Origin of the sequence: Bacillus sp. DU-106 (genome assembly GCF_004799705.1) — a bacterium.
Taxonomy (GTDB): Bacteria; Bacillota; Bacilli; order Bacillales; family Bacillaceae_G; genus Bacillus_A; species Bacillus_A cereus.
The window spans coordinates 150,822-176,095 of record NZ_CP026607.1; the positions used below are offsets into that span (position 1 = coordinate 150,822).

A 25,274-nucleotide genomic window follows, 5' to 3' on the forward strand; every position below is an offset into this window, starting at 1 on the left:
ACTTAGTTGACATTAACTAACGAAGATGTTAACATAAGGAAGTCGTAAATGAGCGACCAAGTAGTTCTTTGAAAACTGAACGAAACAAACAACGTGAAACGTCAATTTTTATTTTAGATGCTAGACAAACTAACTTTATTGGAGAGTTTGATCCTGGCTCAGGATGAACGCTGGCGGCGTGCCTAATACATGCAAGTCGAGCGAATGGATTAAGAGCTTGCTCTTATGAAGTTAGCGGCGGACGGGTGAGTAACACGTGGGTAACCTGCCCATAAGACTGGGATAACTCCGGGAAACCGGGGCTAATACCGGATAACATTTTGAACCGCATGGTTCGAAATTGAAAGGCGGCTTCGGCTGTCACTTATGGATGGACCCGCGTCGCATTAGCTAGTTGGTGAGGTAACGGCTCACCAAGGCAACGATGCGTAGCCGACCTGAGAGGGTGATCGGCCACACTGGGACTGAGACACGGCCCAGACTCCTACGGGAGGCAGCAGTAGGGAATCTTCCGCAATGGACGAAAGTCTGACGGAGCAACGCCGCGTGAGTGATGAAGGCTTTCGGGTCGTAAAACTCTGTTGTTAGGGAAGAACAAGTGCTAGTTGAATAAGCTGGCACCTTGACGGTACCTAACCAGAAAGCCACGGCTAACTACGTGCCAGCAGCCGCGGTAATACGTAGGTGGCAAGCGTTATCCGGAATTATTGGGCGTAAAGCGCGCGCAGGTGGTTTCTTAAGTCTGATGTGAAAGCCCACGGCTCAACCGTGGAGGGTCATTGGAAACTGGGAGACTTGAGTGCAGAAGAGGAAAGTGGAATTCCATGTGTAGCGGTGAAATGCGTAGAGATATGGAGGAACACCAGTGGCGAAGGCGACTTTCTGGTCTGTAACTGACACTGAGGCGCGAAAGCGTGGGGAGCAAACAGGATTAGATACCCTGGTAGTCCACGCCGTAAACGATGAGTGCTAAGTGTTAGAGGGTTTCCGCCCTTTAGTGCTGAAGTTAACGCATTAAGCACTCCGCCTGGGGAGTACGGCCGCAAGGCTGAAACTCAAAGGAATTGACGGGGGCCCGCACAAGCGGTGGAGCATGTGGTTTAATTCGAAGCAACGCGAAGAACCTTACCAGGTCTTGACATCCTCTGAAAACCCTAGAGATAGGGCTTCTCCTTCGGGAGCAGAGTGACAGGTGGTGCATGGTTGTCGTCAGCTCGTGTCGTGAGATGTTGGGTTAAGTCCCGCAACGAGCGCAACCCTTGATCTTAGTTGCCATCATTAAGTTGGGCACTCTAAGGTGACTGCCGGTGACAAACCGGAGGAAGGTGGGGATGACGTCAAATCATCATGCCCCTTATGACCTGGGCTACACACGTGCTACAATGGACGGTACAAAGAGCTGCAAGACCGCGAGGTGGAGCTAATCTCATAAAACCGTTCTCAGTTCGGATTGTAGGCTGCAACTCGCCTACATGAAGCTGGAATCGCTAGTAATCGCGGATCAGCATGCCGCGGTGAATACGTTCCCGGGCCTTGTACACACCGCCCGTCACACCACGAGAGTTTGTAACACCCGAAGTCGGTGGGGTAACCTTTTTGGAGCCAGCCGCCTAAGGTGGGACAGATGATTGGGGTGAAGTCGTAACAAGGTAGCCGTATCGGAAGGTGCGGCTGGATCACCTCCTTTCTATGGAGAATTGATGAACGCTGTTCATCAATAAAGTTTCCGTGTTTCGTTTTGTTCAGTTTTGAGAGAACTATCTCTCATATATAAATGTATGTTCTTTGAAAACTAGATAACAGTGTAGCTCATATTTTTTAATTTTTAGTTTGGTTAAGTTAGAAAGGGCGCACGGTGGATGCCTTGACACTAGGAGTCGATGAAGGACGGGACTAACGCCGATATGCTTCGGGGAGCTGTAAGTAAGCTTTGATCCGAAGATTTCCGAATGGGGAAACCCACCATACGTAATGGTATGGTATCCTTATCTGAATACATAGGGTAAGGAAGACAGACCCAGGGAACTGAAACATCTAAGTACCTGGAGGAAGAGAAAGCAAATGCGATTTCCTGAGTAGCGGCGAGCGAAACGGAACATAGCCCAAACCAAGAGGCTTGCCTCTTGGGGTTGTAGGACATTCTATACGGAGTTACAAAGGAACGAGGTAGACGAAGCGACCTGGAAAGGTCCGTCGTAGAGGGTAACAACCCCGTAGTCGAAACTTCGTTCTCTCTTGAATGTATCCTGAGTACGGCGGAACACGTGAAATTCCGTCGGAATCTGGGAGGACCATCTCCCAAGGCTAAATACTCCCTAGTGATCGATAGTGAACCAGTACCGTGAGGGAAAGGTGAAAAGCACCCCGGAAGGGGAGTGAAAGAGATCCTGAAACCGTGTGCCTACAAATAGTCAGAGCCCGTTAACGGGTGATGGCGTGCCTTTTGTAGAATGAACCGGCGAGTTACGATCCCGTGCGAGGTTAAGCTGAAGAGGCGGAGCCGCAGCGAAAGCGAGTCTGAATAGGGCGTTTAGTACGTGGTCGTAGACCCGAAACCAGGTGATCTACCCATGTCCAGGGTGAAGTTCAGGTAACACTGAATGGAGGCCCGAACCCACGCACGTTGAAAAGTGCGGGGATGAGGTGTGGGTAGCGGAGAAATTCCAATCGAACCTGGAGATAGCTGGTTCTCCCCGAAATAGCTTTAGGGCTAGCCTTAAGTGTAAGAGTCTTGGAGGTAGAGCACTGATTGGACTAGGGGTCCTCATCGGATTACCGAATTCAGTCAAACTCCGAATGCCAATGACTTATCCTTAGGAGTCAGACTGCGAGTGATAAGATCCGTAGTCAAAAGGGAAACAGCCCAGACCGCCAGCTAAGGTCCCAAAGTGTGTATTAAGTGGAAAAGGATGTGGAGTTGCTTAGACAACTAGGATGTTGGCTTAGAAGCAGCCACCATTTAAAGAGTGCGTAATAGCTCACTAGTCGAGTGACTCTGCGCCGAAAATGTACCGGGGCTAAATACACCACCGAAGCTGCGGATTGATACCAATGGTATCAGTGGTAGGGGAGCGTTCTAAGGACAGTGAAGTCAGACCGGAAGGACTGGTGGAGTGCTTAGAAGTGAGAATGCCGGTATGAGTAGCGAAAGACGGGTGAGAATCCCGTCCACCGAATGCCTAAGGTTTCCTGAGGAAGGCTCGTCCGCTCAGGGTTAGTCAGGACCTAAGCCGAGGCCGACAGGCGTAGGCGATGGACAACAGGTTGATATTCCTGTACCACCTCTTTATCGTTTGAGCAATGGAGGGACGCAGAAGGATAGAAGAAGCGTGCGATTGGTTGTGCACGTCCAAGCAGTTAGGCTGATAAGTAGGCAAATCCGCTTATCGTGAAGGCTGAGCTGTGATGGGGAAGTTCCTTATGGAGCGAAGTCTTTGATTCCCCGCTGCCAAGAAAAGCTTCTAGCGAGATAAAAGGTGCCTGTACCGCAAACCGACACAGGTAGGCGAGGAGAGAATCCTAAGGTGTGCGAGAGAACTCTGGTTAAGGAACTCGGCAAAATGACCCCGTAACTTCGGGAGAAGGGGTGCTTTCTTAACGGAAAGCCGCAGTGAATAGGCCCAAGCGACTGTTTAGCAAAAACACAGCTCTCTGCGAAGCCGTAAGGCGAAGTATAGGGGGTGACACCTGCCCGGTGCTGGAAGGTTAAGGAGAGGGGTTAGCGTAAGCGAAGCTCTGAACTGAAGCCCCAGTAAACGGCGGCCGTAACTATAACGGTCCTAAGGTAGCGAAATTCCTTGTCGGGTAAGTTCCGACCCGCACGAAAGGTGTAACGATTTGGGCACTGTCTCAACCAGAGACTCGGTGAAATTATAGTACCTGTGAAGATGCAGGTTACCCGCGACAGGACGGAAAGACCCCGTGGAGCTTTACTGTAGCCTGATATTGAATTTTGGTACAGTTTGTACAGGATAGGCGGGAGCCATTGAAACCGGAGCGCTAGCTTCGGTGGAGGCGCTGGTGGGATACCGCCCTGACTGTATTGAAATTCTAACCTACGGGTCTTATCGACCCGGGAGACAGTGTCAGGTGGGCAGTTTGACTGGGGCGGTCGCCTCCTAAAGTGTAACGGAGGCGCCCAAAGGTTCCCTCAGAATGGTTGGAAATCATTCGTAGAGTGCAAAGGCATAAGGGAGCTTGACTGCGAGACCTACAAGTCGAGCAGGGACGAAAGTCGGGCTTAGTGATCCGGTGGTTCCGCATGGAAGGGCCATCGCTCAACGGATAAAAGCTACCCCGGGGATAACAGGCTTATCTCCCCCAAGAGTCCACATCGACGGGGAGGTTTGGCACCTCGATGTCGGCTCATCGCATCCTGGGGCTGTAGTCGGTCCCAAGGGTTGGGCTGTTCGCCCATTAAAGCGGTACGCGAGCTGGGTTCAGAACGTCGTGAGACAGTTCGGTCCCTATCCGTCGTGGGCGTAGGAAATTTGAGAGGAGCTGTCCTTAGTACGAGAGGACCGGGATGGACGCACCGCTGGTGTACCAGTTGTTCTGCCAAGGGCATAGCTGGGTAGCTATGTGCGGAAGGGATAAGTGCTGAAAGCATCTAAGCATGAAGCCCCCCTCAAGATGAGATTTCCCATAGCGTAAGCTAGTAAGATCCCTGAAAGATGATCAGGTTGATAGGTTCGAGGTGGAAGCATGGTGACATGTGGAGCTGACGAATACTAATAGATCGAGGACTTAACCATATAATATGTAGCAAATGTTATCTAGTTTTGAAGGAATATATATTAAAATTTCTTCTTGACATTTCGAAAGAAATGTTTATAATGATAAAAGTCTGGTAATGATGGCAGAGAGGTCACACCCGTTCCCATACCGAACACGGAAGTTAAGCTCTCTAGCGCCGATGGTAGTTGGGACCTTGTCCCTGTGAGAGTAGGACGTTGCCAGGCTAATATTATTCCGCAGTAGCTCAGTGGTAGAGCTATCGGCTGTTAACCGATCGGTCGTAGGTTCGAGTCCTACCTGCGGAGCCATTATGCTTCCATAGCTCAGCTGGTAGAGCACTTCCATGGTAAGGAAGAGGTCACCGGTTCAAGCCCGGTTGGAAGCTTGGGAATAGGTTTAAAACTTTTTTGGCCCGTTGGTCAAGTGGTTAAGACACCGCCCTTTCACGGCGGTAACACGGGTTCGAATCCCGTACGGGTCACCACTTTTGGAGGATTAGCTCAGCTGGGAGAGCACCTGCCTTACAAGCAGGGGGTCGGCGGTTCGATCCCGTCATCCTCCACCATATATATTTAAAATGTCGGAGGGGTAGCGAAGTGGCTAAACGCGGCGGACTGTAAATCCGCTCCTTCGGGTTCGGCAGTTCGAATCTGCCCCCCTCCACCATTTTCTTTAAAATAACCTGAGAGGGTTTATTTTTTTGAAAAGATAACCATACTAGTAAATATTAATGGGCTATAGCCAAGCGGTAAGGCAACGGACTTTGACTCCGTCATGCGCTGGTTCGAATCCAGCTAGCCCAGCCATTTACGAGCCATTAGCTCAGTTGGTAGAGCATCTGACTTTTAATCAGAGGGTCGAAGGTTCGAGTCCTTCATGGCTCATCATTTTTGCGGAAGTAGTTCAGTGGTAGAATACAACCTTGCCAAGGTTGGGGTCGCGGGTTCGAATCCCGTCTTCCGCTTAATTAATAAGGGGCCTTAGCTCAGCTGGGAGAGCGCCTGCCTTGCACGCAGGAGGTCAGCGGTTCGATCCCGCTAGGCTCCATCTAAATAAAAAAGCTTACATCATACGATGTAAGCTTTTTTTGTGTTTAAAAAGACAACTTTTATACTTGTCGTTTAAAATGAAGAAAACGTAAAAATAAGGGATGGGGAGATAATTGTGAAAGTTATTATTGCATCTGATTCATATAAAGAAAGCCTAAAAGCTATAGAAGTATGTGGAGCTATTGAAAGAGGTTTTAGAGCAATTTTTCCTAATGCAGAGTATGTGAAAATACCAATTGGAGATGGAGGAGAAGGGACGGTTGAATCACTTGTTGATGCTACAGGGGGGAGAATTATATCAATTAGTGTGACAGGACCGCTTAGAGAAGGTATACAAGCTTTTTATGGCATTTCTAAAGATAAAAAGACAGCGTTTATTGAAATGGCAGCAGCATCAGGATTACAGCACGTTCCAGTTGAAAAGCGCAACCCACTTATTACAACGACAAAAGGAACAGGAGAACTTATATTACATGCGCTAGATCAAGGAGTGGAGTACATAATTTTAGGACTTGGAGGAAGTGCTACAAATGATGGCGGGGCAGGTATGTTAGCGGCTTTAGGAGTAAGGTTTATAAATGGTAAGGGTGAAGTAATAGATCCATCTGGAGGCACATTACACTCGATTGTTACTATTGATTTTTCACGAATGGACCCACGCTTAAAGGGGGTAAAGATAGAAGCGGCATGTGATGTGGATAATCCATTAGTCGGAATGCAGGGAGCATCTTTCGTATTTGGGAGACAAAAGGGTGCAAATATAGAGATGATGAAAGAGCTAGATGAGAATTTACAACATTATGCGAATATGCTTAAACGATATGTATCTTTTGATGTATCTGAAATACCTGGTGCAGGGGCAGCGGGAGGAATGGGAGCGGCTGTTATTTCAGTGTTAAAGGGAGACTTGCGTAGGGGCATTGAAATTGTATTAGATTATACAAATTTCGATAAACATATAGAAGATGCACATCTTATTATAACTGGTGAAGGTAGAATAGATAAACAAACTGCATATGGAAAGGCTCCTGTGGGTGTTGCGGGGCGTGCAAAACGTTTTTCTGTGCCTGTAATTGCTATTGGAGGGTCTGTATCATCTGATTATTCAGCTGTGTACGAGAAAGGAATAGATGCGGTATTTAGTATCACAACGAAACCGATGACACTAGAAGAAGCATATAAAGTAGCAGAAGAAAATATTGAAATGACAACGAAGAATATTGCAACAGTATGGAAAATAGCATCAGAAAAACACTTCTAAATATAGGAGTGTTTTATTATTATTATTTAATAATAGTGATTGCGATTGTTTCATTAAGTTAACTTTATACATAGAATAGTCTTAAAATTTGGTTTTCAACGTGAATATAAGTGAATAAATTGTATATCCATACAGAAAAATGTCGAGTTGAGTCAGACTATATAAAAGATTTAAAATATTTAGTGAAGGCATAAAAGGGGGATACTATCTATGAAAAAAGAAATCTCAGTTATTGGAGTTCCAATGGATTTAGGACAGATGCGTCGTGGAGTTGATATGGGACCGAGCGCGATCCGTTATGCAGGGGTAATTGAAAGAATTGAAGAAATTGGATATGACGTTAAAGATATGGGAGATATATGTATAGAGAGAGAAAAAGAGATAGATGAAAATACAAAATTAAGAAACCTTACACAAGTTGCAACTGTATGTAATGAATTAGCAAGTAAGGTGGATCATATTATAGAAGAAGGTCGTTTTCCACTTGTATTAGGTGGTGACCATAGTATTGCTATCGGTACATTAGCTGGTGTAGCAAAACATTATAAAAACTTAGGCGTTATTTGGTATGATGCACACGGTGATTTAAATACAGAGGAAACTTCACCATCTGGAAATATTCATGGTATGTCACTTGCAGCAAGTTTAGGTTATGGACATTCTTCACTTGTAGATTTATACGGAGCATATCCAAAGGTGAAAAAAGAGAATGTCGTAATTATCGGTGCGCGTGCATTGGATGAAGGAGAAAAAGATTTCATTCGCAATGAAGGTATTAAAGTGTTCTCAATGCATGAAATTGATCGTATGGGGATGACGGCTGTGATGGAAGAAACAATCGCATATTTATCTCATACCGATGGTGTACACTTATCATTAGATTTAGATGGTCTTGATCCTCATGATGCACCAGGTGTTGGAACGCCTGTAATTGGCGGTCTATCTTATCGTGAAAGTCATTTGGCGATGGAAATGTTAGCAGAAGCTGATATTATCACATCTGCTGAATTTGTTGAGGTAAATACGATTTTAGATGAGAGAAATAGAACGGCAACAACAGCAGTTGCTTTAATGGGTTCTTTATTCGGTGAAAAACTAAAATAAATGTAAGAAAAGCAACTGAGAAGTTGCTTTTTTTATTTGAAAATAAGCGTATAATAATGATTTATATTATACTGTACAATAAAAATGTTTGACATCTTACCAATTTGAGCTAAAGGGGGTTGTTTGTAATTGTCGTTTGTTTCATGTATGGTATAATTAACTAGTTGTTGGAAATACATACAGATAGAGCATAAAACAATATTTCAATATATGGATAGAATTGCTCGTAAGTAGGAGGAAGGGATAGCATGCCTTTTGAAGATACGACCATTTTGAAATATCTTAGTACGGCATTAGATATTGCCATTGTATGGTTTATTATATATAAGCTAATTCTTATAATCCGAGGGACGAAAGCTGTTCAACTTTTAAAAGGGATTACAGTTATTATCGTAGTTAAGATGATCAGTATTTTCCTTGAATTGCGTACGCTATCTTGGCTAACTGAACAAGTATTAACGTGGGGATTTTTAGCCGTTATTATTATCTTTCAGCCAGAATTGCGAAGAGCACTTGAGCAGCTAGGGCGCGGGAGTTTATTTTCGCGTGTTGGAACGCATGAGGATGATGAACCTGAAATGGTTGCAACAGCGATAGCAAAAGCAACCGAATATATGGGGAAACGTAGAATTGGTGCATTAATTACTTTGTCAAAAGAGACCGGTATGGGTGATTATGTGGAAACGGGTATTCCGCTTAATGCAAACGTATCATCGGAATTACTTATTAATATTTTTATTCCAAATACACCTCTTCATGACGGAGCGGTAATTATGCAAGGAAGTACAATTAAAGCAGCAGCATGCTATCTTCCATTATCAGAAAGTCCGTTTATTTCTAAAGAATTAGGAACTAGACATCGTGCTGCAATGGGAGTTAGTGAAGTTACTGATAGTATTACAGTAGTTGTGTCTGAAGAAACTGGTCAAATTTCTTTAACGAAAAATGGTAAGTTGCATCGTGATTTGAAGACAGAACAGCTGAAAGATATGTTATTAGCTGAATTTAGTGGAAACGAAAAAACGACTTCTTCGTCTTTATGGAATTGGAGGAGAAAGCGTCATGGATAAGTTAATGGAGAATCATTGGTTTTTAAAAGGGATCTCATTACTATTGGCGTGTATGCTTTTTATGTCAGCGACGTTAACTGAAAAAAATACGACATCAGGTATATTACCTTTTGCAAATGATACGAAAGAAACATTAACTAATTATGCTATTAATCTTAAGTATGATGAGGAGAAATATATTGTAAGTGGTATTCCGGCAGAGGGCGTTAAAGTAAAATTAGAAGGCCCAAAAGCATCAGTTGCTACAGCAAAAGCAAAAAAACAATTTGACATACCGGTTGATTTGCGAGATAGTCCAAAAGGAACTTATGAGATTTCTTTAAAAACGAACGGGCTTCCAGATGATGTGAAAGGAACAGTTCAGCCATCAACAATTAAAGTTACTCTTCATGAAAAGGCGAGAAAATATGTTCATGTAGATCTGAAATTATCAAATGAGGATCAGATGCCAGCGGGGGCTACTCTAGAAAAATCAAGCCTTAAACCGGATACTGTTGAGGTAGTTGGGACGAAAGAAGAAATTGAAAGCATTTCCTCTGCCAAAGCGTATGTTGATTTAAAAGGTGTTAATAAAACTGTTACAAAAACGCCCGAAGTTACATTATACAATAAAGAAGGAAAACGTTTAAATGTAAGAACAAGTCCATCTAAGATTAGTGTAACGTTGAATGTGGCAACGCAAACTACAGCCAATAATACTGAAAAAACTGTTCCTGTAACGTATACGAAGAAGGGGAGTTTAGCAGAAGGATTGGCGGTTACAAATATCAGTGTTGAACCGAGAGAAGTAACGATAGCTGGTCCAAAAGATATTTTGGATAATATACAATCGCTAGAGGGGGTCGAAGTAGATCTTAGTCAATTGACAGAGTCTACAACATTCGATGCCTCTGTTTTATTACCCAAGGGTGTAACAAGTGCAAAACCGAATCAAGTGAAGGTTTCGGTGGGAGTGCAAAAAACAAAACAAACGAAAACAAAAACGATTGATGGTATCCCAATCCAGAAAAATGGACTGTCTAAAGATGTTACTGCTCAGCTACTTTCGCCGCAAGATGGAAAGATAAGTGTTGATATTTCAGGAGAAGCAAGTATAGTAGATAAAATAACAGCTGCTCAAATAACAGCGGTAATTAATCTGCAAAATGTATCCTCAGGGACGAAAGATATTTCCATTCAAGTGAGCGGTCCTGGTAATATTTCAATAGAGCCAAAACAAAAAAGTGCTAAAGTTACTATTGTGAAGAAAGAAAAACCAGATAAAGAAGTACAGGGTAATGGTCAACAACCGGATTCAAATACGGATCAAGAAAATCAAAATGAGAAACCAAAAAATCCTGAACCTGATTCAGAAAAAGAACAGGAAAAGAATCAAAACCAAAATCAAAATCAAGATAAAGATAAAGAAACGAGTCAAGAACCAACAGTAGATAATCAAAAAGAGCAAGAAAAAGGAGCGAATCATAATGGGTAAATATTTTGGTACAGATGGAGTACGCGGAGTTGCAAATAAGGAGTTAACACCTGAATTAGCTTTCAAAATTGGACGTTTTGGTGGTTATGTATTAACAAAAGATACAGATCGTCCAAAAGTAATTATCGGTCGTGATACACGTGTATCTGGTCATATGTTAGAAGGAGCTTTAGTAGCAGGTCTATTATCAACTGGAGCAGAAGTAATGCGCCTTGGCGTTATTTCTACACCGGGCGTTGCTTATTTAACAAAAGCACTAGATGCACAAGCGGGTGTTATGATTTCTGCATCTCATAATCCAGTACAAGATAACGGTATTAAATTCTTTGGTTCAGACGGCTTTAAATTAACAGATGAGCAAGAAGCTGAGATTGAAGCTTTATTAGACAAAGAAGTTGATGAACTACCACGTCCGACAGGTACTAATCTTGGACAAGTGAGCGATTACTTTGAAGGTGGACAAAAATATTTACAGTACATTAAACAAACTGTTGAAGAAGATTTCTCTGGCCTACATATCGCTTTAGATTGTGCACATGGTGCAACTTCTTCTCTAGCTCCATACTTATTTGCAGACCTAGAAGCTGATATTTCAACAATGGGAACTTCTCCAAACGGTATGAATATTAATGAGGGTGTAGGATCTACACATCCAGAAGGCTTAGCTGAATTGGTAAAAGAAAAAGGTGCGGATATCGGACTTGCTTTTGATGGCGATGGCGACCGTTTAATTGCTGTAGACGAAAAAGGAAACATCGTTGACGGTGATCAAATTATGTTCATTTGTGCGAAATATATGAAAGAAACTGGTCAATTAAAACATAATACAGTTGTTTCAACTGTTATGAGTAACTTAGGTTTTTACAAGGCACTTGAAGCAAATAATATTACAAGTGATAAAACAGCAGTTGGTGACCGCTACGTAATGGAAGAAATGAAGCGTGGGGGTTACAACCTAGGTGGAGAACAATCAGGCCATATTATCTTACTTGATTACATTACAACTGGTGATGGAATGTTAAGTGCACTTCAACTTGTAAACATCATGAAAATGACGAAAAAGCCATTATCTGAGCTTGCAGGAGAAATGACGAAATTCCCACAATTGTTAGTAAACGTTCGTGTAACAGATAAAAAATTAGCATTAGAAAATGAAAAAATTAAAGAAATTATTCGTGTTGTAGAGGAAGAAATGAACGGTGATGGCCGTATTCTTGTTCGTCCATCTGGAACAGAGCCACTTATTCGTGTAATGGCAGAAGCACCAACACAAGAAGTTTGTGATGCATATGTACATCGCATTGTAGAAGTTGTGAAAGCCGAAGTTGGCGCTGAATAATTAGCTGAATTTATATGAAAAAGGAGCACAAAAAGTGCTCCTTTTTCATATGTTTTATAGACGATGAAAAAAATTTCATTGACGGTTTATCCATGTTTGTTATAAGATGGTCTTGTTCTTTTTCTCAAAGGAAATATTGTAAATTATAAAAGCGCCAGAACTACAAATAGTGTAGTTGACGAGGTGGGGTTTATCGAGATTTCGGCGGATGACTCCCGGTTGTTCATCACAACCGCAAGCTTTTACTTAAATCATTAAGGTGACTTAGTGGACAAAGGTGAAAGTGTGATGAGAGAAGAGGAACGGATGAAAACTAGCTGTATAAGTATATACGGACTTAAACCCAATCGAGAGGAAGGTGAAAGCCGTTACAAGCTTACAGGGCTAGCAATATGTAATCCGTTTTTTAGTATAAATAAAAATGGTATCGGACTATGTCGTTACATGTTCGCAGAGCAGTGTAAGCATTTGTAACGGCGACTAAACATGTGTGGAATCGTAGGATTTATTGGAGAGCAAGATGCAAAGGAAATTTTATTAAAAGGTTTAGAAAAGCTAGAATATCGTGGATATGATTCAGCAGGTATTGCAGTACAAGCAGAGAACGGTGTTGTTGTATACAAAGAAAAAGGCCGTATCGCAAAACTTCGTGAAATCGTAGATGAGAACGTAGCAGCAAGCGTGGGTATCGGACACACACGCTGGGCTACACACGGTGTTCCAAGTAAAGTAAACGCGCATCCGCATCAAAGTACATCAAAACGCTTTACATTAGTTCATAACGGTGTAATTGAAAACTATGAATTAGTGAAAAAGGAATATTTACAAGATGTAACGTTCGTAAGTGAAACAGATACAGAGGTTATCGTACAGCTTATGGAACAACAAGTGAGCACAGGATTAAGTGTAGAAGAAGCGTTCCGTAATACGCTATCTCTTTTACATGGCTCTTATGCAATCGGATTACTTGATGCTGAAAATCCAAACATGATTTATGTTGCTAAAAACAAAAGCCCGCTATTAGTAGGTGTTGGTGACAACTTTAATGTTGTGGCAAGCGACGCTATGGCGATGTTACAAGTTACAGATCAATTTATTGAGCTAATGGATAAAGAAATCGTAATCGTAACGAAAGAAAGTATTACAATTAAAAACTTACAAGGTGAAACGATTGAACGTGCACCGTTTACAGCGGAATTAGACGCAAGTGATATTGAAAAGGGAACATATCCTCATTTCATGCTTAAAGAAATCGATGAGCAACCACTTGTAATCCGTAATATAATTCAAAAGTATCAAGATGAAAATGGCGAAATTGAATTAAATCAAGACATCCGCAATGCGATTTTAGATAGCGATCGTATTTACATCATTGCATGTGGAACGAGTTATCATGCAGGTCTTGTTGGAAAACAATTTATCGAGAAGTTTGCAAAAATGCCAGTTGAAGTACACGTGGCAAGTGAATTCTCTTACAACATGCCATTATTAACAGAAAGACCATTCTTCATTTATATTTCACAAAGTGGTGAAACAGCTGATAGCCGTGCAGTACTTGTGCAAACAAATGAAATGGGTCATAAAGCATTAACAATTACAAACGTGCCTGGTTCTACGCTTTCTCGTGAAGCTGATTATACACTTCCGTTATACGCTGGACCAGAAATTGCAGTTGCATCAACGAAAGCTTACACAGCACAGCTTGCAGTACTTTCAATTTTAGCAGCTGATATTGCTAAAGCAAAAGGTGAAGTTCTTGATTTCGATTTAACACACGAACTAGGACTTGTAGCAAATGCAATGATAGAACTTTGTGATCAAAAAGAAGAAATGGACGCATTAGCAAAACAATTTTTAGCGACAACGCGTAACTGTTTCTTCATCGGACGTAGCGTAGACTTCTACGTAGGATTAGAAGGTGCGTTAAAACTAAAAGAAATCTCTTACATCCAAGCAGAAGGATTCGCTGGAGGAGAGTTAAAACACGGTACAATCGCTTTAATCGAAAATGGTACACCAGTTATCGCACTTGCTACACAAGAGCACGTAAACCTTGGAATTCGCGGCAACGTGAAAGAGGTAGTAGCACGCGGAGCTAACCCATGTATCATCTCAATGAAAGGCTTAGAAATGGAAGGAGACAGCTTCGTATTACCAGCTGTACACGAAGCGCTAGCACCGCTAGTAGCAGTTATTCCATTACAACTTATCTCATACTACGCAGCACTTCACCGCGAGTGTGACGTTGATAAGCCACGTAACTTAGCTAAGTCTGTTACTGTTGAGTAGGAGATTGGTAGGTTAATAAGTATAGTTATACGTTTGAAATAAATTAAAACTAAGAAAAAACTCTGTAAAAATTATTTTACAGAGTTTTTTTAGTTATTTATTGTTTTACATAACAAATTGTTACTTGTTCGTCTATGTGGAAAATCTGTAACGCTTTACCATCTAAATTTTTAACCTCATATGATGAATAAATAGGTCTTTCCAATTTCACTTCTTGACCATTTTGAGTTCCTTTTTCCACCATTAGCGTTAACTGATGGGAAGAAACGTCTGCTTGGTATGTTCCTGTTAAGTAATTATCTTTATTTGGATAAGAACCATTTGCATATGTTTCAAATGTCTTATCTGCTTTTAGGACTAACGTAGTTTTGACTCCGTCTCCGTAATCAATACCCCAATTACCTACAAGCTCTGTACCGTCTTTATAGTTGTTCTGTACATTCTTAAACTTAGCGGAATCCTCGTCTGGTGTATCAATTTTTCCTTTGAATATACCAGTTTTATCTTGGGTACTGTATGTTTTAACTGTATTACCACTAGATAAACTCGGTGAGTTAGAAGAACTAGTACCACTTGTTGGAGAAGTAGTTGTTGAACCACCCTTAGCTTCCGCTTTTAACTTATTAAATACAGGTTTCCAAATGCGTTTTGCTTCATCTAATTTATTGTTTGCTTTATCTATGATTGCATCATCCGTATCTTTAAGTGTTTTAGAGTAATCAAATAACTTCGATACTTCTTTGAAAGATTCTTTTAACTTTTGAACAGCTTTTACAATTTCCTTATGATCTTCCTTGTATTTTCCTGGTGCATCTATACGCTCTATTTTATTAAATACTTTATCTAAGTCTTTAATACTATCTCGTACCTCTTCATTTGACTTACTTCCCTTTTTATTATCCCTCACAGAAGCATCATAGTAATCTAGACGTCTTAATAAGTCTTCTTCAATGTCTACCATAAGTTGTGGGTAATCCTCAGGCAAAACCATAATCATCTTAACATCTTTACTTTCTTCTTTTGAGTTAGTTGATTTTTCCTTTGTTTCAGATGATTTACCTTCTGTCTTAGTTTCTTTACTTTCTTGTTTACCAGATTCAGCATTTGTTTTTTCTTTTTCTCCAAATAAATTTGTTACACTACAAGCTGACATAGAAACTACTAATCCAGATGCTAGTAAAATTTTACCTGTACTCTTTTTGAAATTCTTCATATGATTTTTCAATTCTCCCTTTCAAAACATAAAATAGATGTGCTTTAGCCCCTTTAAAACTAAAAAACATACCCCTTCTATATTTATTTTATAATACCTTTCTATGTATAATATTTTACAATTAATTACAGATACGGTCAAAATTTATCTTAGTTTAACGATGTTCACAAAAAAGATGCGAAGCTTTATTCCTTCAAGTAAAGATTCTAAGTGAGTTTTGATTAAAATTTTTTTATAAAAATCTCATACTTAGTTAAAAAGAGTGATTCTATTTTGATCAATCGTTTTTTCAAAATGAATTTTTTTGTTGTTAAATAAAGATTTGTGACTTCATTTTTATCAAATTTTATTCCAAACCAATATATAGTTATAGCTTTAAAATAAATTTACAAATTTGTATCTAAAAGGGGTGTTTTTGTGTCGAAAAAGAACATCTAGAATTGGTAAGTGGATAGAACTCCATAAATTAAAGTTTTACTTTATCGACTTCACTTTTATTTATCTGAATTTTCCGTTATCATTTTAAGTATTCGTGAACAATTTCCTTTATTACGGCAAAAAGAGACGAGAGATTTATGGACATTTCAAGGGGGGATATTGATGAAAGTGAATGAAAAAACATATCTAAGTATAGAAGAGATTATTTCATTGCCAACCGTATCAAGTACAAACATAAGTGATGATGGTAAAAACGTAGCATTTGTTAAGAAGACGGCTGATTGGAAAGACAATACATATAGGAATCATGTATGGATATATGAAAAAGATAAGAAGCAGAGTTACCCATTATCAAATGGTGATATAGATAGTACACACCCATTATGGTCTCCAGATGCTAGGTGTATCGCATATCTTAGTCCAGTTGGTGATGGGAAAAATCAGATATTTGTTAAGTCACTAGATGGTTATAGAGAGGTTCAAATTACCGATGAGAAAGAAGGAGTCAGTACATTCAAATGGGGTCCTACTGGCAAGGGTCTTTATTATGTTACGCAGTCAAAAGAATGTGAGGAGATAAAGAAACGTGAGGATCTATATGGAGATTTTCAACATATAGGTAAGGAACACCAGAATAATTGTTTATATTACATTGAAATAGAGAAGGTGATACAAAGTGATACAGATGAACACAAGAACAGAGTTGTTTATCAATTAACGGATGGTAAGGATTTTCATATCCATGAATTTGATATTTCAAATGATGGTAAAAAGGTTGTATTTATGGCGACACCAAGCTCAAATATGGCAGATTATATAAATGGAGATCTATACATACTCCATATTAAAGCTGGAGAGCTACAAAAGCTGAATGTGGATAAGTTGTTGGGAGGGAGTGTTTGCTTTTCTCCTGACGGCAGTGAAATATGTTACACAGCAAGCATAAGAGAGAAGGGTTACTATAGAAACCATATACAAGATAGTACGTTAGAGATATATGATATAAATACCGGAGAGCTAATTCAACCTTTAACAGATTTTGATAGTACGGTTATGCCATTACAGTGGACAGCTAAAGGGGTTTTAATTAGGTGGCAGAATAAAACGAATTATCTTATTGGATTGCTAGCCGAAGATGGCACTGTGGAAATATTAAGCGAAAAAGTAGATGGCTTTATAATGGATGCTTCTATAACAAAGGATGGCAAACATATATCCTACAATAAGGCTATAACAAATGAAACCTTTGAAATCTATTTAGACGATAAAAAAATAACGGATGAAAATAGCTTTTTCAAAGGGAAACTTAGAAGTAACAGGGAAATCATCTCATGGAAAAGTAGCGATGGTCTTGAAATAGAAGGTGTTTTATCAACGCCAGTAGAGTTGGACAATAATAAAAAATATCCTTTATTAGTAGTAATTCACGGCGGTCCGGCTTGGGCATCTTTTCCGATATTTTCAGACTGCTTCAATGAGAAATATCCGATTGAACAGTTTGTTGAAAAGGGCTTTATCGTTTTAGAACCAAATTACAGAGGAAGTTCAGGTTATGGTAATGAATTTTTAAAAGCTAACTATAGAAAACAGGGGATTGCTGACTACGATGATGTTATATCTGGAGTGGATGAACTAGTAGAAAAAGGGATGGTAGACAAGGATAGAGTAGGAGTTATGGGATGGAGCAACGGTGGATATGTATCAGCTTTCTGTTCTACGTTTAGTAGTCGGTTTAAAGCTATTTCAGTTGGCGGTGGAATAACTAACTGGAGTACCCATTATGTAAATACAGATATACCTTACTTTATTAGAAGGTATTTAGGAAATACTCCATGGAATGATCCAGAGATATATACGAAGACATCACCTATGACGTATATTAAATCAGCTTGTACGCCTACCTTAATTCAACATGGGGAAAAGGATGCAAGAATTCCAATTACAAATGCATATGATCTATATCAAGGATTAATGGATATGGAAGTTGATACAGAATTAATTATATTTAAAGGAATGGCATATAGTTCTGACCAACCAGGAGTTCATGTGGCTATTATGAAGCAGAACTTGATGTGGTTTTCACACTATATTCTTGGAGAGAGTATGGAGGGTTTTAGGACTTTGTAAGGGATGTTTGTACAAGACATAAGGTTGAAACGGTCTTCATATTGAGATGATTTATTATAAAATATATACTTAAACTACTATCAGTACATAAATCAGGGAGGACTAATATGACAGGAAATAAAAATGACTTACTAGTAGAAAAACGTGAAGAGTTATTGAAAGTATTGCAAGCTCGTTTTGAGAAAAACATGAACCGCCATGAAGGTCTTGAATGGGCTAAAGTTGAAGCGAAGCTGACTACTAATAATGAAAAAATGTGGTCACTTAACGAAATGGAAGTAACTGGTGGTGAACCGGATGTTATTGGTTATGATGAAGAAAAGGACGAATATACTTTCTATGATTGTTCAAAGGAGAGTCCTAAAGGCCGCAGAAGTCTTTGTTATGATCTTGAAGCGTTAGAATCAAGAAAAAAACATAAACCAGAAAATAACGTTATTGATGTTGCCAATGCTATGGGCATTGAATTATTAACGGAAGAACAGTATCGGGAATTGCAACAACTTGGCGATTTTGACATGAAATCATCAAGTTGGGTACAAACACCTTCAGATATTCGAGAACTTGGTGGTGCTTTATTTTGCGATTATCGCTTTGGACATGTTTTCGTGTACCATAATGGAGCAGACTCTTACTATGCTGCCAGAGGTTTTCGTGGCTCGTTAAAAGTTTAAATTAGGAGAAATAAGAAAAAGAGCCTATATTCAGGCTCTTTTTCTTATTTATATTTTAAAAGTAAACTGTTACTATGCAGTTTTACTTAATTTATATGTTCCGTGGTTGTTTTTACGGAAAAGTTTAGGGAAAACATAGCCATCTAATCCAATACGTCCAGCGTTCTGCCCTGCAACTAAAATGAACATAGTCAAAATAAGCAGGTTTGGGTTTACACTAACGGTTCCACTTAATAAAAATGAAAGATTCATTATGATTCCGAAAAATGCAGCTGTTTTTGTTAATCCGCCTAAAATTAAACCTAGACCTACTAAAATTTCTCCCCATTGAACTAAAAAGCTAAATAGGTCTGCGTTTGGAAGGACAAAATGTTGAAGAAAATCTGCCCACCAACTTTGTACTGCAGGGTGGTCACCTGATGCTTGAGCAATAGCACCCTTTAGAAAGCCACTTGCGTCAAAAGATTGTCCGAAGACTTTGCCTATCCCAGCAGCGAGCCATGTATACCCTATGTAAAGCCGTAAAAGTAATAATATGAAAGTAGCACGTTTATCAGTTCTTAAAAAATTGATAACCATTGAAATCCCTCCAATATTGTATTTACATGTTTATTATATATATATTGTGAATAAATTCACAATAGAGGAAATGTGAACGAATATATGTTTTGAGTAATTGTTTTATTTTTTGTAACATTTCATCTTTTTTGATAGACTAATAATAGAGATATATCAAAAGGAGACGAAGACTCAATATGTGGATGAACTTGTAATGATTAGAAACTAGATAGATGAATTTTGCTCTCATAAGCGAGGGTTTATTTAGTCATCTGTAAATCATTCAAGGAATGCATATTTGGATTGTACATCCCTTTTATAAGGATAGGTGCCTATTTTATGTATCTGTCTTTTTTGTGGGAAAGTTTATATCTCTTATATAAAATATGCGTCCTTTAAACTTGGAGGAGTATATGATGAACCAATTAAAAAATAAAGTAGCAGTTATTACAGGGGTAAGTCGTCTAGATGGTATAGGCGCAGCGGTTTGTAAAGAATTAGCTGAATCAGGATACGATATATTTTTTACGTATTGGACAGCTTACGATAAAGAGATGCCTTGGGGCGTTGATAAAAATGAACAAATACAATTAAAAGAAGAGTTACTAAAAAACGGTGTTAAAGTCTCAAGTATGGAGTTAGATTTAACTCAGAATGATGCACCGAAAGAGCTTATAAATAAAGTTACTGAACAATTAGGGTACCCTCATATATTAATTAATAATGCAGCATATTCTACGAATAATGATTTCTCTACGTTGACTGCTGAAGAATTAGATAAGCATTATATGGTGAATATTCGTGCGACTACATTGCTCAGTAGTCAATTTGCCCGAGGATTTGATAAAAAATCTGGTGGTAGAATTGTGAATATGACTTCGGGGCAATTTCAAGGTCCTATGGTAGAAGAACTAGCGTATGCAACAACGGAGGGAGCTATTGATGCTCTTACTAGTACGTTGTCAGCAGAGGTAGCTCATTTAGGAATAACAGTGAATGCAATTAATCCAGGACCAACTGATACAGGATGGATGACTGAAGAGATAAAACAAGGGTTAAAGCCGATGTTTCCTTTTGGCAGAATTGGTGAGCCAAAGGATGCAGCTAGACTCATTAAATTTTTAGTAAGTGAAGAAGCTGAGTGGATTACTGGGCAAGTTATTCATTCAGAAGGTGGATTTAAAAGATAAAAAAGAAGGTATCTCACCTTAGTGAGATACCTTCTTTTTTAATCTTTCTTCAACCTTCGTGCAATACCATTCCCTAAAGACTGTAATCCTTGAACGAGGATAATTAAAATAAAGACAGTTGCATACATTACTTCAGGTTCATAGCGTAAATGTCCGAAGCGATATGCTAAGTCCCCTAGCCCACCAGCGCCTACAAGACCAGCCATTGCTGTTGCGCCGATTAAGCCAATCGTTGCAATTGTTAATCCAAGTACAAGGGAGGGACGAGCTTCTTTCACCATAACGTGCCAAATAATTTTTATAGTAGAAACGCCCATCGCTTGATAGGCTTCAATAACGCCGCGATCTACTTCTAATAAAGCAGTTTCCATTAATCGTGCAATATAAGGGGCCGTGAGTACGACAAGCGGTACGATTACGCCTTGTACACCAATGGAGGTTCCCATTAGAAACTTTGTAAAAGGTAAAATGAAGAATAATAGAATGATAAATGGAAGAGAGCGAATGATATTAATAATTGTATTAAGAATTGGGTAAATGATTTTATTTTCGTGCTGCCCACCAGGTCTTGTTAAAACAAGTGTGACACCAAGTGGTAGTGCAATAAGGATAGAGATGAATAGTGAAATAGATGTCATTTGAAATGTTTGAATGGTTGCTTCCCATATGACTTTACCCCATTCATCCAAAAAGGACTTGTTTCCCATAATCTGTTCTACCCCCTTCTACGATGATTCCTTGCTCTTGTAAAAATGATAAAGCGTGGTTGATTTCATTTTGTTCCCCTTGCATATGAATGACAAGTTTCCCGTATGCCTCATGTTTTAACTGTGTAATATTACCGGATAAAATATTTGGATACACTTGGAAACGTTTTGTAGCGATAGCTAACGCTGGTTCACCAGAAGAATTTCCTATAAATGAAAGTGTTACGATTTCTCCGGTTCTTTGTAGTTCTTTTTGTACTTCAGCTGGGATTTTTGCTGCAAATGCACTATTTACAAATTTCTTCGTTGTTACATGTTGTGGGTTTGTGAAGATCTCCTTCACAGTCCCGCTTTCAATTACTGCTCCATGTTCCATAACAGCAACTCGGTCGCATATACGTTGGATGACATTCATTTCATGTGTAATTAATAAAATTGTAATCCCGATTTCCTCATTAATCTTTAATAATAGGTCAAGAATAGAATCAGTTGTTTCTGGATCTAAAGCACTCGTTGCTTCGTCGCTTAATAACACTTCCGGTTCATGTGATAGTGCACGTGCAATGGCAACACGTTGTTTCTGGCCACCAGAAAGTTCACTCGGATAGGCATCTTTTCGATTAAAAAGATCGACAATACGTAAATACTTTTCTACCCTTTTTTCAATTTCTGCTTTTGGAATGCCAGCAAGCCGTAACGGTAATGCGATATTTTCATAAACGGTAACAGTTTTAAGTAAATTGAATCCTTGAAAGATCATTCCGATTTTTTGTCTCGCTTTTGCTAGTTCTTTTGTCGATAACGTTGTTAAGTCTTGTTCGTTTACAATGATATTTCCTGTCGTTGGTTTTTCTAATAAATTTACACATCGAATCAATGTACTTTTACCAGCGCCACTATACCCAATGATTCCAAATACCTCGCCTTTTTCTACTTTAAGGGAAGTAGACTTAAGAGCCTCAACATTCCCTTTTTTTGTTGTAAATACTTTGGATATGTTTTTTAATTCAATCATTATCGTCAGCTCCTACCAAGATGGTAAAACTGAACCATCAAATTTTTTCTCGATAAACTCTTTTACTTCTTTAGATTGATAAGCTTTCTTTAATTTATTTACAACGGCATCATCTTTATTTTCAGTACGAACAACAACCCAGTTCACATAGGGTGAATCTTTTCCTTCGCGGAAAATAGAATCTTTCGCTGGACTTAATTTTGCACCTAATGCAAAGTTTGTGTTAATTGCAGCTGCTTTCACTTCACTTAGTTGCGTTGGTAATTGAGATGCCTCTAATTCGACAATCTTTAATTTTTTTGGATTTTCAATTACATCTTTTGCAGTCGCTTTTTCTGTAGCCTTTGGATCAACTTTTAAAACCCCTGCTTTTTCAAATAATTTTAAAGCTCGAAGTTCATTCGTTGGGTCATTTGGTACAGCAATTGCATCGCCCTCTTTTAAGTCTTTTACATCTTTTATATCTTTAGAATATACACCCATAGGGAATGTTACTGTTGAAAATACTTCAGCTAATTTCATATTGCGTTCAGCTTTAAATACATCTAAATACGATTTCGTTTGGTAGCTATTTACATCAAGGCTTTTTTCATCTAATGATACGTTTGGCGCTACATAATCATTAAATACTTTTATATCAATTTCGAGGCCATCTTTTGCTGCAACTTCTTTTACCTTTTCAAAAATTTGTTCATGTGGTCCACCTGTTACACCGACAGTAATCTTTTTCTCGTCTAATTCTTTTACCTCTTTATCTGAACTCACACTACATGCGCCTAATAATAATACTGCTCCGCTTACAATGCTTAATAATACCTTTTTCATCTATAAATCCCCCTTCATATACGTTCCAAAATAAAAAGCACCTCCCAAAAAATAAGAGAGGTGCCGAATAGACGAAATAGATTCCTCTCTTATCTTCCAAAACGAAAACTCGTTTTGCAGGAATTAGCACCTTAGCTTATACGTCATAAGCTCGGTTGCCGGGCATCATCGGGCCAGTCCCTCCGCCACTCTTGATAAGAGTATGTGTATGTAGTTTTTTAGTATGGTACTAATAGTAAATCTTACAAAAAGAATTGTCAATATTGTTTTCTGAATATATTTTATTTTAAGGTAATCGAAACGTTTCCTTTTTTATGCCCTTTTTCCACATACATATGAGCTTCAGCAATTTCTTCTAATCGGTAAGTTCTATCAATAACAGGTTTTAAATGTTCTGTTTCAGTTAGTCTTTTTAGTAGAATCATATCCTCTTTACTTACTTTTGCCATCATTCCATTCACAGATACATATTTTCCATTAGGCGCTAATACTTGTTTACAAAGGGATTTTTTATGCTTCCCAACTGCATCAAATATAATATCGTAACGCTCGCGCCGCTTAGTAAAATCTTCTTTCGTATAATCAATCACTTTATCCGCTCCTAAAGATTGCACTAGTTCAAAATTTGAATTACTACAAACAGCTGTAACGATCGCACCAAAATATTTAGCGAGTTGTATGGCAGCTGTTCCTACTGATCCAGAGGCACCATATATGAGAACTTGTTGCCCCTTTTTTATTCGGCCTTTTCTCAGAAAATGCAACGCTGAAGTTCCACCAAAAGGAATAACTGCCGCTTCTTCATACGTTACATTGGTAGGTTTTAATGTTATTAATCCACTTTCATGCACGCATGTGTATTCGGCATAACCACCAAGATTTAGTTCTGTTAATGCAAAAATTTGATCTCCTTTTTTAAATTGAGTTACATCTGTCCCGATCTCCTCTATCTCTCCTGCTAATTCTACGCCAAGTATAGGGTTTCTCGGTTTTCTAAGTCCTAATATAAGTCGCATAGGAATCCAAAATAATAGAGGGCTATTAAATCCGCGTATTCTACAATCTCCAGTCGATACACTTGTTGCGTGAATTTTAACTAATACTTCGTTCTTTTTAGGTATAGGTTTCTCTATATTTTGAAGCTGAAGAACGTTAGGTGGTCCATACTGTGTGCAAATGATCGCCTTCATAATGTCCTCCTGAAATGAGTTGTCTTTATTTACATCATATTTAAGATCTTTATTAAACATGTCGCTATATAGTGAGTATAGATTAAAAATTATATAGATTTCATAGGAAAAGAGGTGATATTATTTTGGGAAAGGGGGCAACAATATGAAAAAAATTATTTTTGTTTCAAGTTTAGTACTTGCAATCAGTCTAGGGGTAGGGTGTAGTAATGAGAAAACAGCAAAGACGGATGAGCCGAAAAAAGAATCCGTTCAAAAAGAAAAGGAATTAACGGCGAAAGATGTTTTCAAGAAAACGAATGAAGCTTTTAAAAATGAAGAACATGTAACGATGACATATGGTGTAGGGGTAAAAGCTGAGGGAACTGAGATGGATATATTAAAGGCTAAGATGCAATTAGAGCCAAAGACAAAGAATTCTCGTTCTGAAATGAATATTTCCGGTACAGATGTTGTAGTGTATACTGTGGATGGTAAAGTTGCTGGTGAGGTAAAAAACCCTAATACAGGAGAAGTTGTAACCGTACCAGAGGAGCAATTAAACGCTGGTGGAATGAAAGCGACTCAAGATATTATAGATAAATTAGAAGTACCGGAAGTAGTTTTAGATAAAATGAAGCTGGAGAAAAGCGGAGATAAATATAAACTGAAATTTACATTAAAAGGGCAAGAAACAGAAAGTATGTTAACTAGCATGGATGAAACGCAGAAGAAAATGTTACAAGCACAAAATGCGAAGATAGAAGAAGTGGATGCAGAATATATCATTACAAAAGATTTTAAATATGAATCAGCAAAGATAGACATGATTATGAGTAGCAATGGCAAGGATAAAGCACACATTATTACGAACGCAAAATATACGTCGTATGAAAAGTTTGACCCAATACAATTGCCAGCAGCAAAGTAACAGTTTTGATAAGGAGGGACCTAAAATAAGGTCCCTCTTTTTTGTATTCTTTCTTCATAGGAAAATAGGTACAATATAAAGAGGAAAAGATGTAGAAGAGGAGA

General features: G+C 39.0%; 17 protein-coding genes, 9 tRNA genes, 3 rRNA genes and 1 riboswitch. Of the genes, 23 read left to right on the forward strand and 6 right to left on the reverse strand.

What is annotated here, in order from left to right; all coding sequences use genetic code 11:
* The first annotated feature begins 135 nt into the window (after positions 1-135).
* The 19 genes from C3Y97_RS00890 (at position 136) to glmS (ending at position 14,323) form a co-directional block, all read left to right on the forward strand.
* Positions 136-1,687, forward strand: a 16S ribosomal RNA gene (locus tag C3Y97_RS00890).
* 145 nt (positions 1,688-1,832) lie between these two features.
* Positions 1,833-4,754 (forward strand): 23S ribosomal RNA (locus C3Y97_RS00895).
* Between the two features lie 91 nt (positions 4,755-4,845).
* Positions 4,846-4,961: ribosomal RNA gene (rrf, locus tag C3Y97_RS00900) — 5S ribosomal RNA — on the forward strand.
* The 16S, 23S and 5S rRNA genes sit together here with 9 tRNA genes alongside, the layout of an rRNA operon.
* A 9-nt stretch (positions 4,962-4,970) precedes the next feature.
* Positions 4,971-5,045, forward strand: a tRNA-Asn gene (locus tag C3Y97_RS00905).
* Positions 5,046-5,049: 4 nt separating this feature from the next.
* Positions 5,050-5,122 (forward strand) — tRNA-Thr (locus C3Y97_RS00910).
* A 24-nt stretch (positions 5,123-5,146) separates the two neighbouring features.
* Positions 5,147-5,221 (forward strand) — tRNA-Glu (locus tag C3Y97_RS00915).
* Between the two features lie 5 nt (positions 5,222-5,226).
* Positions 5,227-5,302, forward strand: a tRNA-Val gene (locus C3Y97_RS00920).
* Between the two features lie 17 nt (positions 5,303-5,319).
* Positions 5,320-5,403: transfer RNA gene (locus C3Y97_RS00925), tRNA-Tyr, on the forward strand.
* A 65-nt stretch (positions 5,404-5,468) separates the two neighbouring features.
* Positions 5,469-5,543 (forward strand) — tRNA-Gln (locus C3Y97_RS00930).
* A gap of 5 nt (positions 5,544-5,548) precedes the next feature.
* Positions 5,549-5,621 (forward strand) — tRNA-Lys (locus tag C3Y97_RS00935).
* 8 nt (positions 5,622-5,629) lie between these two features.
* Positions 5,630-5,701, forward strand: a tRNA-Gly gene (locus C3Y97_RS00940).
* A gap of 10 nt (positions 5,702-5,711) precedes the next feature.
* A tRNA-Ala gene (locus tag C3Y97_RS00945) sits at positions 5,712-5,784 on the forward strand.
* A gap of 117 nt (positions 5,785-5,901) precedes the next feature.
* Complete coding sequence (locus tag C3Y97_RS00950; protein WP_000864411.1) at positions 5,902-7,047, forward strand: glycerate kinase; 1,146 nt, start codon at positions 5,902-5,904, stop codon at positions 7,045-7,047.
* A gap of 210 nt (positions 7,048-7,257) precedes the next feature.
* Positions 7,258-8,151: an arginase gene (gene rocF, locus C3Y97_RS00955; RefSeq protein WP_000711563.1), complete on the forward strand. Its 894-nt coding sequence runs from the start codon at positions 7,258-7,260 to the stop codon at positions 8,149-8,151.
* 248 nt (positions 8,152-8,399) lie between these two features.
* Positions 8,400-9,221, forward strand: a complete 822-nt coding sequence (gene cdaA, locus C3Y97_RS00960; RefSeq protein WP_001115697.1) for a diadenylate cyclase CdaA — start codon at positions 8,400-8,402, stop codon at positions 9,219-9,221.
* The gene (locus tag C3Y97_RS00965; protein WP_000359601.1) at positions 9,214-10,695 is read left to right on the forward strand and encodes a CdaR family protein; all 1,482 of its coding nucleotides are present in this window, start codon (positions 9,214-9,216) and stop codon (positions 10,693-10,695) included. The genes cdaA and C3Y97_RS00965 overlap by 8 nt, the downstream gene beginning before the upstream one ends.
* The gene (gene glmM / locus C3Y97_RS00970; protein WP_000521476.1) at positions 10,688-12,034 is read left to right on the forward strand and encodes a phosphoglucosamine mutase; all 1,347 of its coding nucleotides are present in this window, start codon (positions 10,688-10,690) and stop codon (positions 12,032-12,034) included. Before C3Y97_RS00965 ends, glmM begins: the two co-directional genes overlap by 8 nt.
* 288 nt (positions 12,035-12,322) lie before the next feature.
* Positions 12,323-12,508, forward strand: coding sequence for a hypothetical protein (locus C3Y97_RS00975; RefSeq protein WP_001206405.1), 186 nt, complete (start codon positions 12,323-12,325; stop codon positions 12,506-12,508).
* A 12-nt stretch (positions 12,509-12,520) separates the two neighbouring features.
* On the forward strand, positions 12,521-14,323 hold the full coding sequence (glmS, locus tag C3Y97_RS00980; RefSeq protein ID WP_000334163.1) for a glutamine--fructose-6-phosphate transaminase (isomerizing): 1,803 nt from the start codon (positions 12,521-12,523) through the stop codon (positions 14,321-14,323).
* A 97-nt stretch (positions 14,324-14,420) separates the two neighbouring features.
* Here the strand turns inward: glmS and C3Y97_RS00985 are convergent, their stop codons facing one another.
* Positions 14,421-15,548 carry a DUF3994 domain-containing protein gene (locus C3Y97_RS00985; protein ID WP_079998760.1) on the reverse strand — a complete coding sequence of 376 codons (1,128 nt, stop codon included), beginning with the start codon at positions 15,546-15,548 and terminating at the stop codon, positions 14,421-14,423.
* Between the two features lie 588 nt (positions 15,549-16,136).
* Between C3Y97_RS00985 and C3Y97_RS00990 the strand changes: the two genes are divergently transcribed.
* Positions 16,137-18,101: a S9 family peptidase gene (locus C3Y97_RS00990; protein ID WP_136362963.1), complete on the forward strand. Its 1,965-nt coding sequence runs from the start codon at positions 16,137-16,139 to the stop codon at positions 18,099-18,101.
* 107 nt (positions 18,102-18,208) lie between these two features.
* The gene (locus C3Y97_RS00995) at positions 18,209-18,775 is read left to right on the forward strand and encodes a DUF4256 domain-containing protein (protein WP_000147392.1); all 567 of its coding nucleotides are present in this window, start codon (positions 18,209-18,211) and stop codon (positions 18,773-18,775) included.
* A 72-nt stretch (positions 18,776-18,847) separates the two neighbouring features.
* Here C3Y97_RS00995 and C3Y97_RS01000 read toward each other — a convergent pair whose 3' ends face one another.
* Entirely contained in the window at positions 18,848-19,354 is a 507-nt protein-coding gene (locus C3Y97_RS01000) for a DoxX family membrane protein (protein WP_000236367.1), read from the reverse strand.
* Positions 19,355-19,746: 392 nt separating this feature from the next.
* Here C3Y97_RS01000 and C3Y97_RS01005 point away from each other — a divergent pair, with 392 nt between their 5' ends.
* The gene (locus tag C3Y97_RS01005; protein WP_033665755.1) at positions 19,747-20,523 is read left to right on the forward strand and encodes an SDR family oxidoreductase; all 777 of its coding nucleotides are present in this window, start codon (positions 19,747-19,749) and stop codon (positions 20,521-20,523) included.
* Positions 20,524-20,561: 38 nt separating this feature from the next.
* On the opposite strand, the gene C3Y97_RS01010 is transcribed toward C3Y97_RS01005, so the two are convergent.
* The 4 genes from C3Y97_RS01010 to C3Y97_RS01025 all read right to left on the reverse strand — a co-directional run bounded on the left by C3Y97_RS01010 (position 20,562) and on the right by C3Y97_RS01025 (position 24,260).
* Entirely contained in the window at positions 20,562-21,230 is a 669-nt protein-coding gene (locus tag C3Y97_RS01010; RefSeq protein WP_136362965.1) for a methionine ABC transporter permease, read from the reverse strand.
* Positions 21,205-22,245, reverse strand: a complete 1,041-nt coding sequence (locus C3Y97_RS01015) for a methionine ABC transporter ATP-binding protein (RefSeq protein ID WP_000571311.1) — start codon at positions 22,243-22,245, stop codon at positions 21,205-21,207. Before C3Y97_RS01015 ends, C3Y97_RS01010 begins: the two co-directional genes overlap by 26 nt.
* Before the next feature lie 12 nt (positions 22,246-22,257).
* The gene (locus C3Y97_RS01020; RefSeq protein ID WP_000756994.1) at positions 22,258-23,070 is read right to left on the reverse strand and encodes a MetQ/NlpA family ABC transporter substrate-binding protein; all 813 of its coding nucleotides are present in this window, start codon (positions 23,068-23,070) and stop codon (positions 22,258-22,260) included.
* 86 nt (positions 23,071-23,156) lie between these two features.
* A riboswitch (SAM riboswitch) is annotated at positions 23,157-23,271 on the reverse strand.
* Between the two features lie 80 nt (positions 23,272-23,351).
* Positions 23,352-24,260 carry an NAD(P)-dependent alcohol dehydrogenase gene (locus tag C3Y97_RS01025; protein WP_000643882.1) on the reverse strand — a complete coding sequence of 303 codons (909 nt, stop codon included), beginning with the start codon at positions 24,258-24,260 and terminating at the stop codon, positions 23,352-23,354.
* A gap of 145 nt (positions 24,261-24,405) precedes the next feature.
* Between C3Y97_RS01025 and C3Y97_RS01030 the strand changes: the two genes are divergently transcribed.
* Positions 24,406-25,170: a DUF6612 family protein gene (locus C3Y97_RS01030; protein WP_000720094.1), complete on the forward strand. Its 765-nt coding sequence runs from the start codon at positions 24,406-24,408 to the stop codon at positions 25,168-25,170.
* Positions 25,171-25,274 lie beyond the last annotated feature (104 nt).

Excerpts from the sequence above, each read along its gene's own strand:
- glmM (WP_000521476.1), top strand. The coding sequence starts at position 10,688 with ATGGGTAAATATTTTGGTACAGATGGAGTACGCGGAGTTGCAAATAAG.
- cdaA (WP_001115697.1), top strand. The coding sequence starts at position 8,400 with ATGCCTTTTGAAGATACGACCATTTTGAAATATCTTAGTACGGCATTA.
- C3Y97_RS00975 (WP_001206405.1), top strand. The coding sequence starts at position 12,323 with ATGAGAGAAGAGGAACGGATGAAAACTAGCTGTATAAGTATATACGGA.
- C3Y97_RS00965 (WP_000359601.1), top strand. The coding sequence starts at position 9,214 with ATGGATAAGTTAATGGAGAATCATTGGTTTTTAAAAGGGATCTCATTA.
- C3Y97_RS01015 (WP_000571311.1), bottom strand. The coding sequence starts at position 22,245 with ATGATTGAATTAAAAAACATATCCAAAGTATTTACAACAAAAAAAGGG.
- C3Y97_RS01005 (WP_033665755.1), top strand. The coding sequence starts at position 19,747 with ATGATGAACCAATTAAAAAATAAAGTAGCAGTTATTACAGGGGTAAGT.
- C3Y97_RS01030 (WP_000720094.1), top strand. The coding sequence starts at position 24,406 with ATGAAAAAAATTATTTTTGTTTCAAGTTTAGTACTTGCAATCAGTCTA.
- C3Y97_RS01000 (WP_000236367.1), bottom strand. The coding sequence starts at position 19,354 with ATGGTTATCAATTTTTTAAGAACTGATAAACGTGCTACTTTCATATTA.
- C3Y97_RS01010 (WP_136362965.1), bottom strand. The coding sequence starts at position 21,230 with ATGGGAAACAAGTCCTTTTTGGATGAATGGGGTAAAGTCATATGGGAA.
- rocF (WP_000711563.1), top strand. The coding sequence starts at position 7,258 with ATGAAAAAAGAAATCTCAGTTATTGGAGTTCCAATGGATTTAGGACAG.
- C3Y97_RS01025 (WP_000643882.1), bottom strand. The coding sequence starts at position 24,260 with ATGAAGGCGATCATTTGCACACAGTATGGACCACCTAACGTTCTTCAG.
- C3Y97_RS00990 (WP_136362963.1), top strand. The coding sequence starts at position 16,137 with ATGAAAGTGAATGAAAAAACATATCTAAGTATAGAAGAGATTATTTCA.
- C3Y97_RS00995 (WP_000147392.1), top strand. The coding sequence starts at position 18,209 with ATGACAGGAAATAAAAATGACTTACTAGTAGAAAAACGTGAAGAGTTA.
- C3Y97_RS01020 (WP_000756994.1), bottom strand. The coding sequence starts at position 23,070 with ATGAAAAAGGTATTATTAAGCATTGTAAGCGGAGCAGTATTATTATTA.
- glmS (WP_000334163.1), top strand. The coding sequence starts at position 12,521 with ATGTGTGGAATCGTAGGATTTATTGGAGAGCAAGATGCAAAGGAAATT.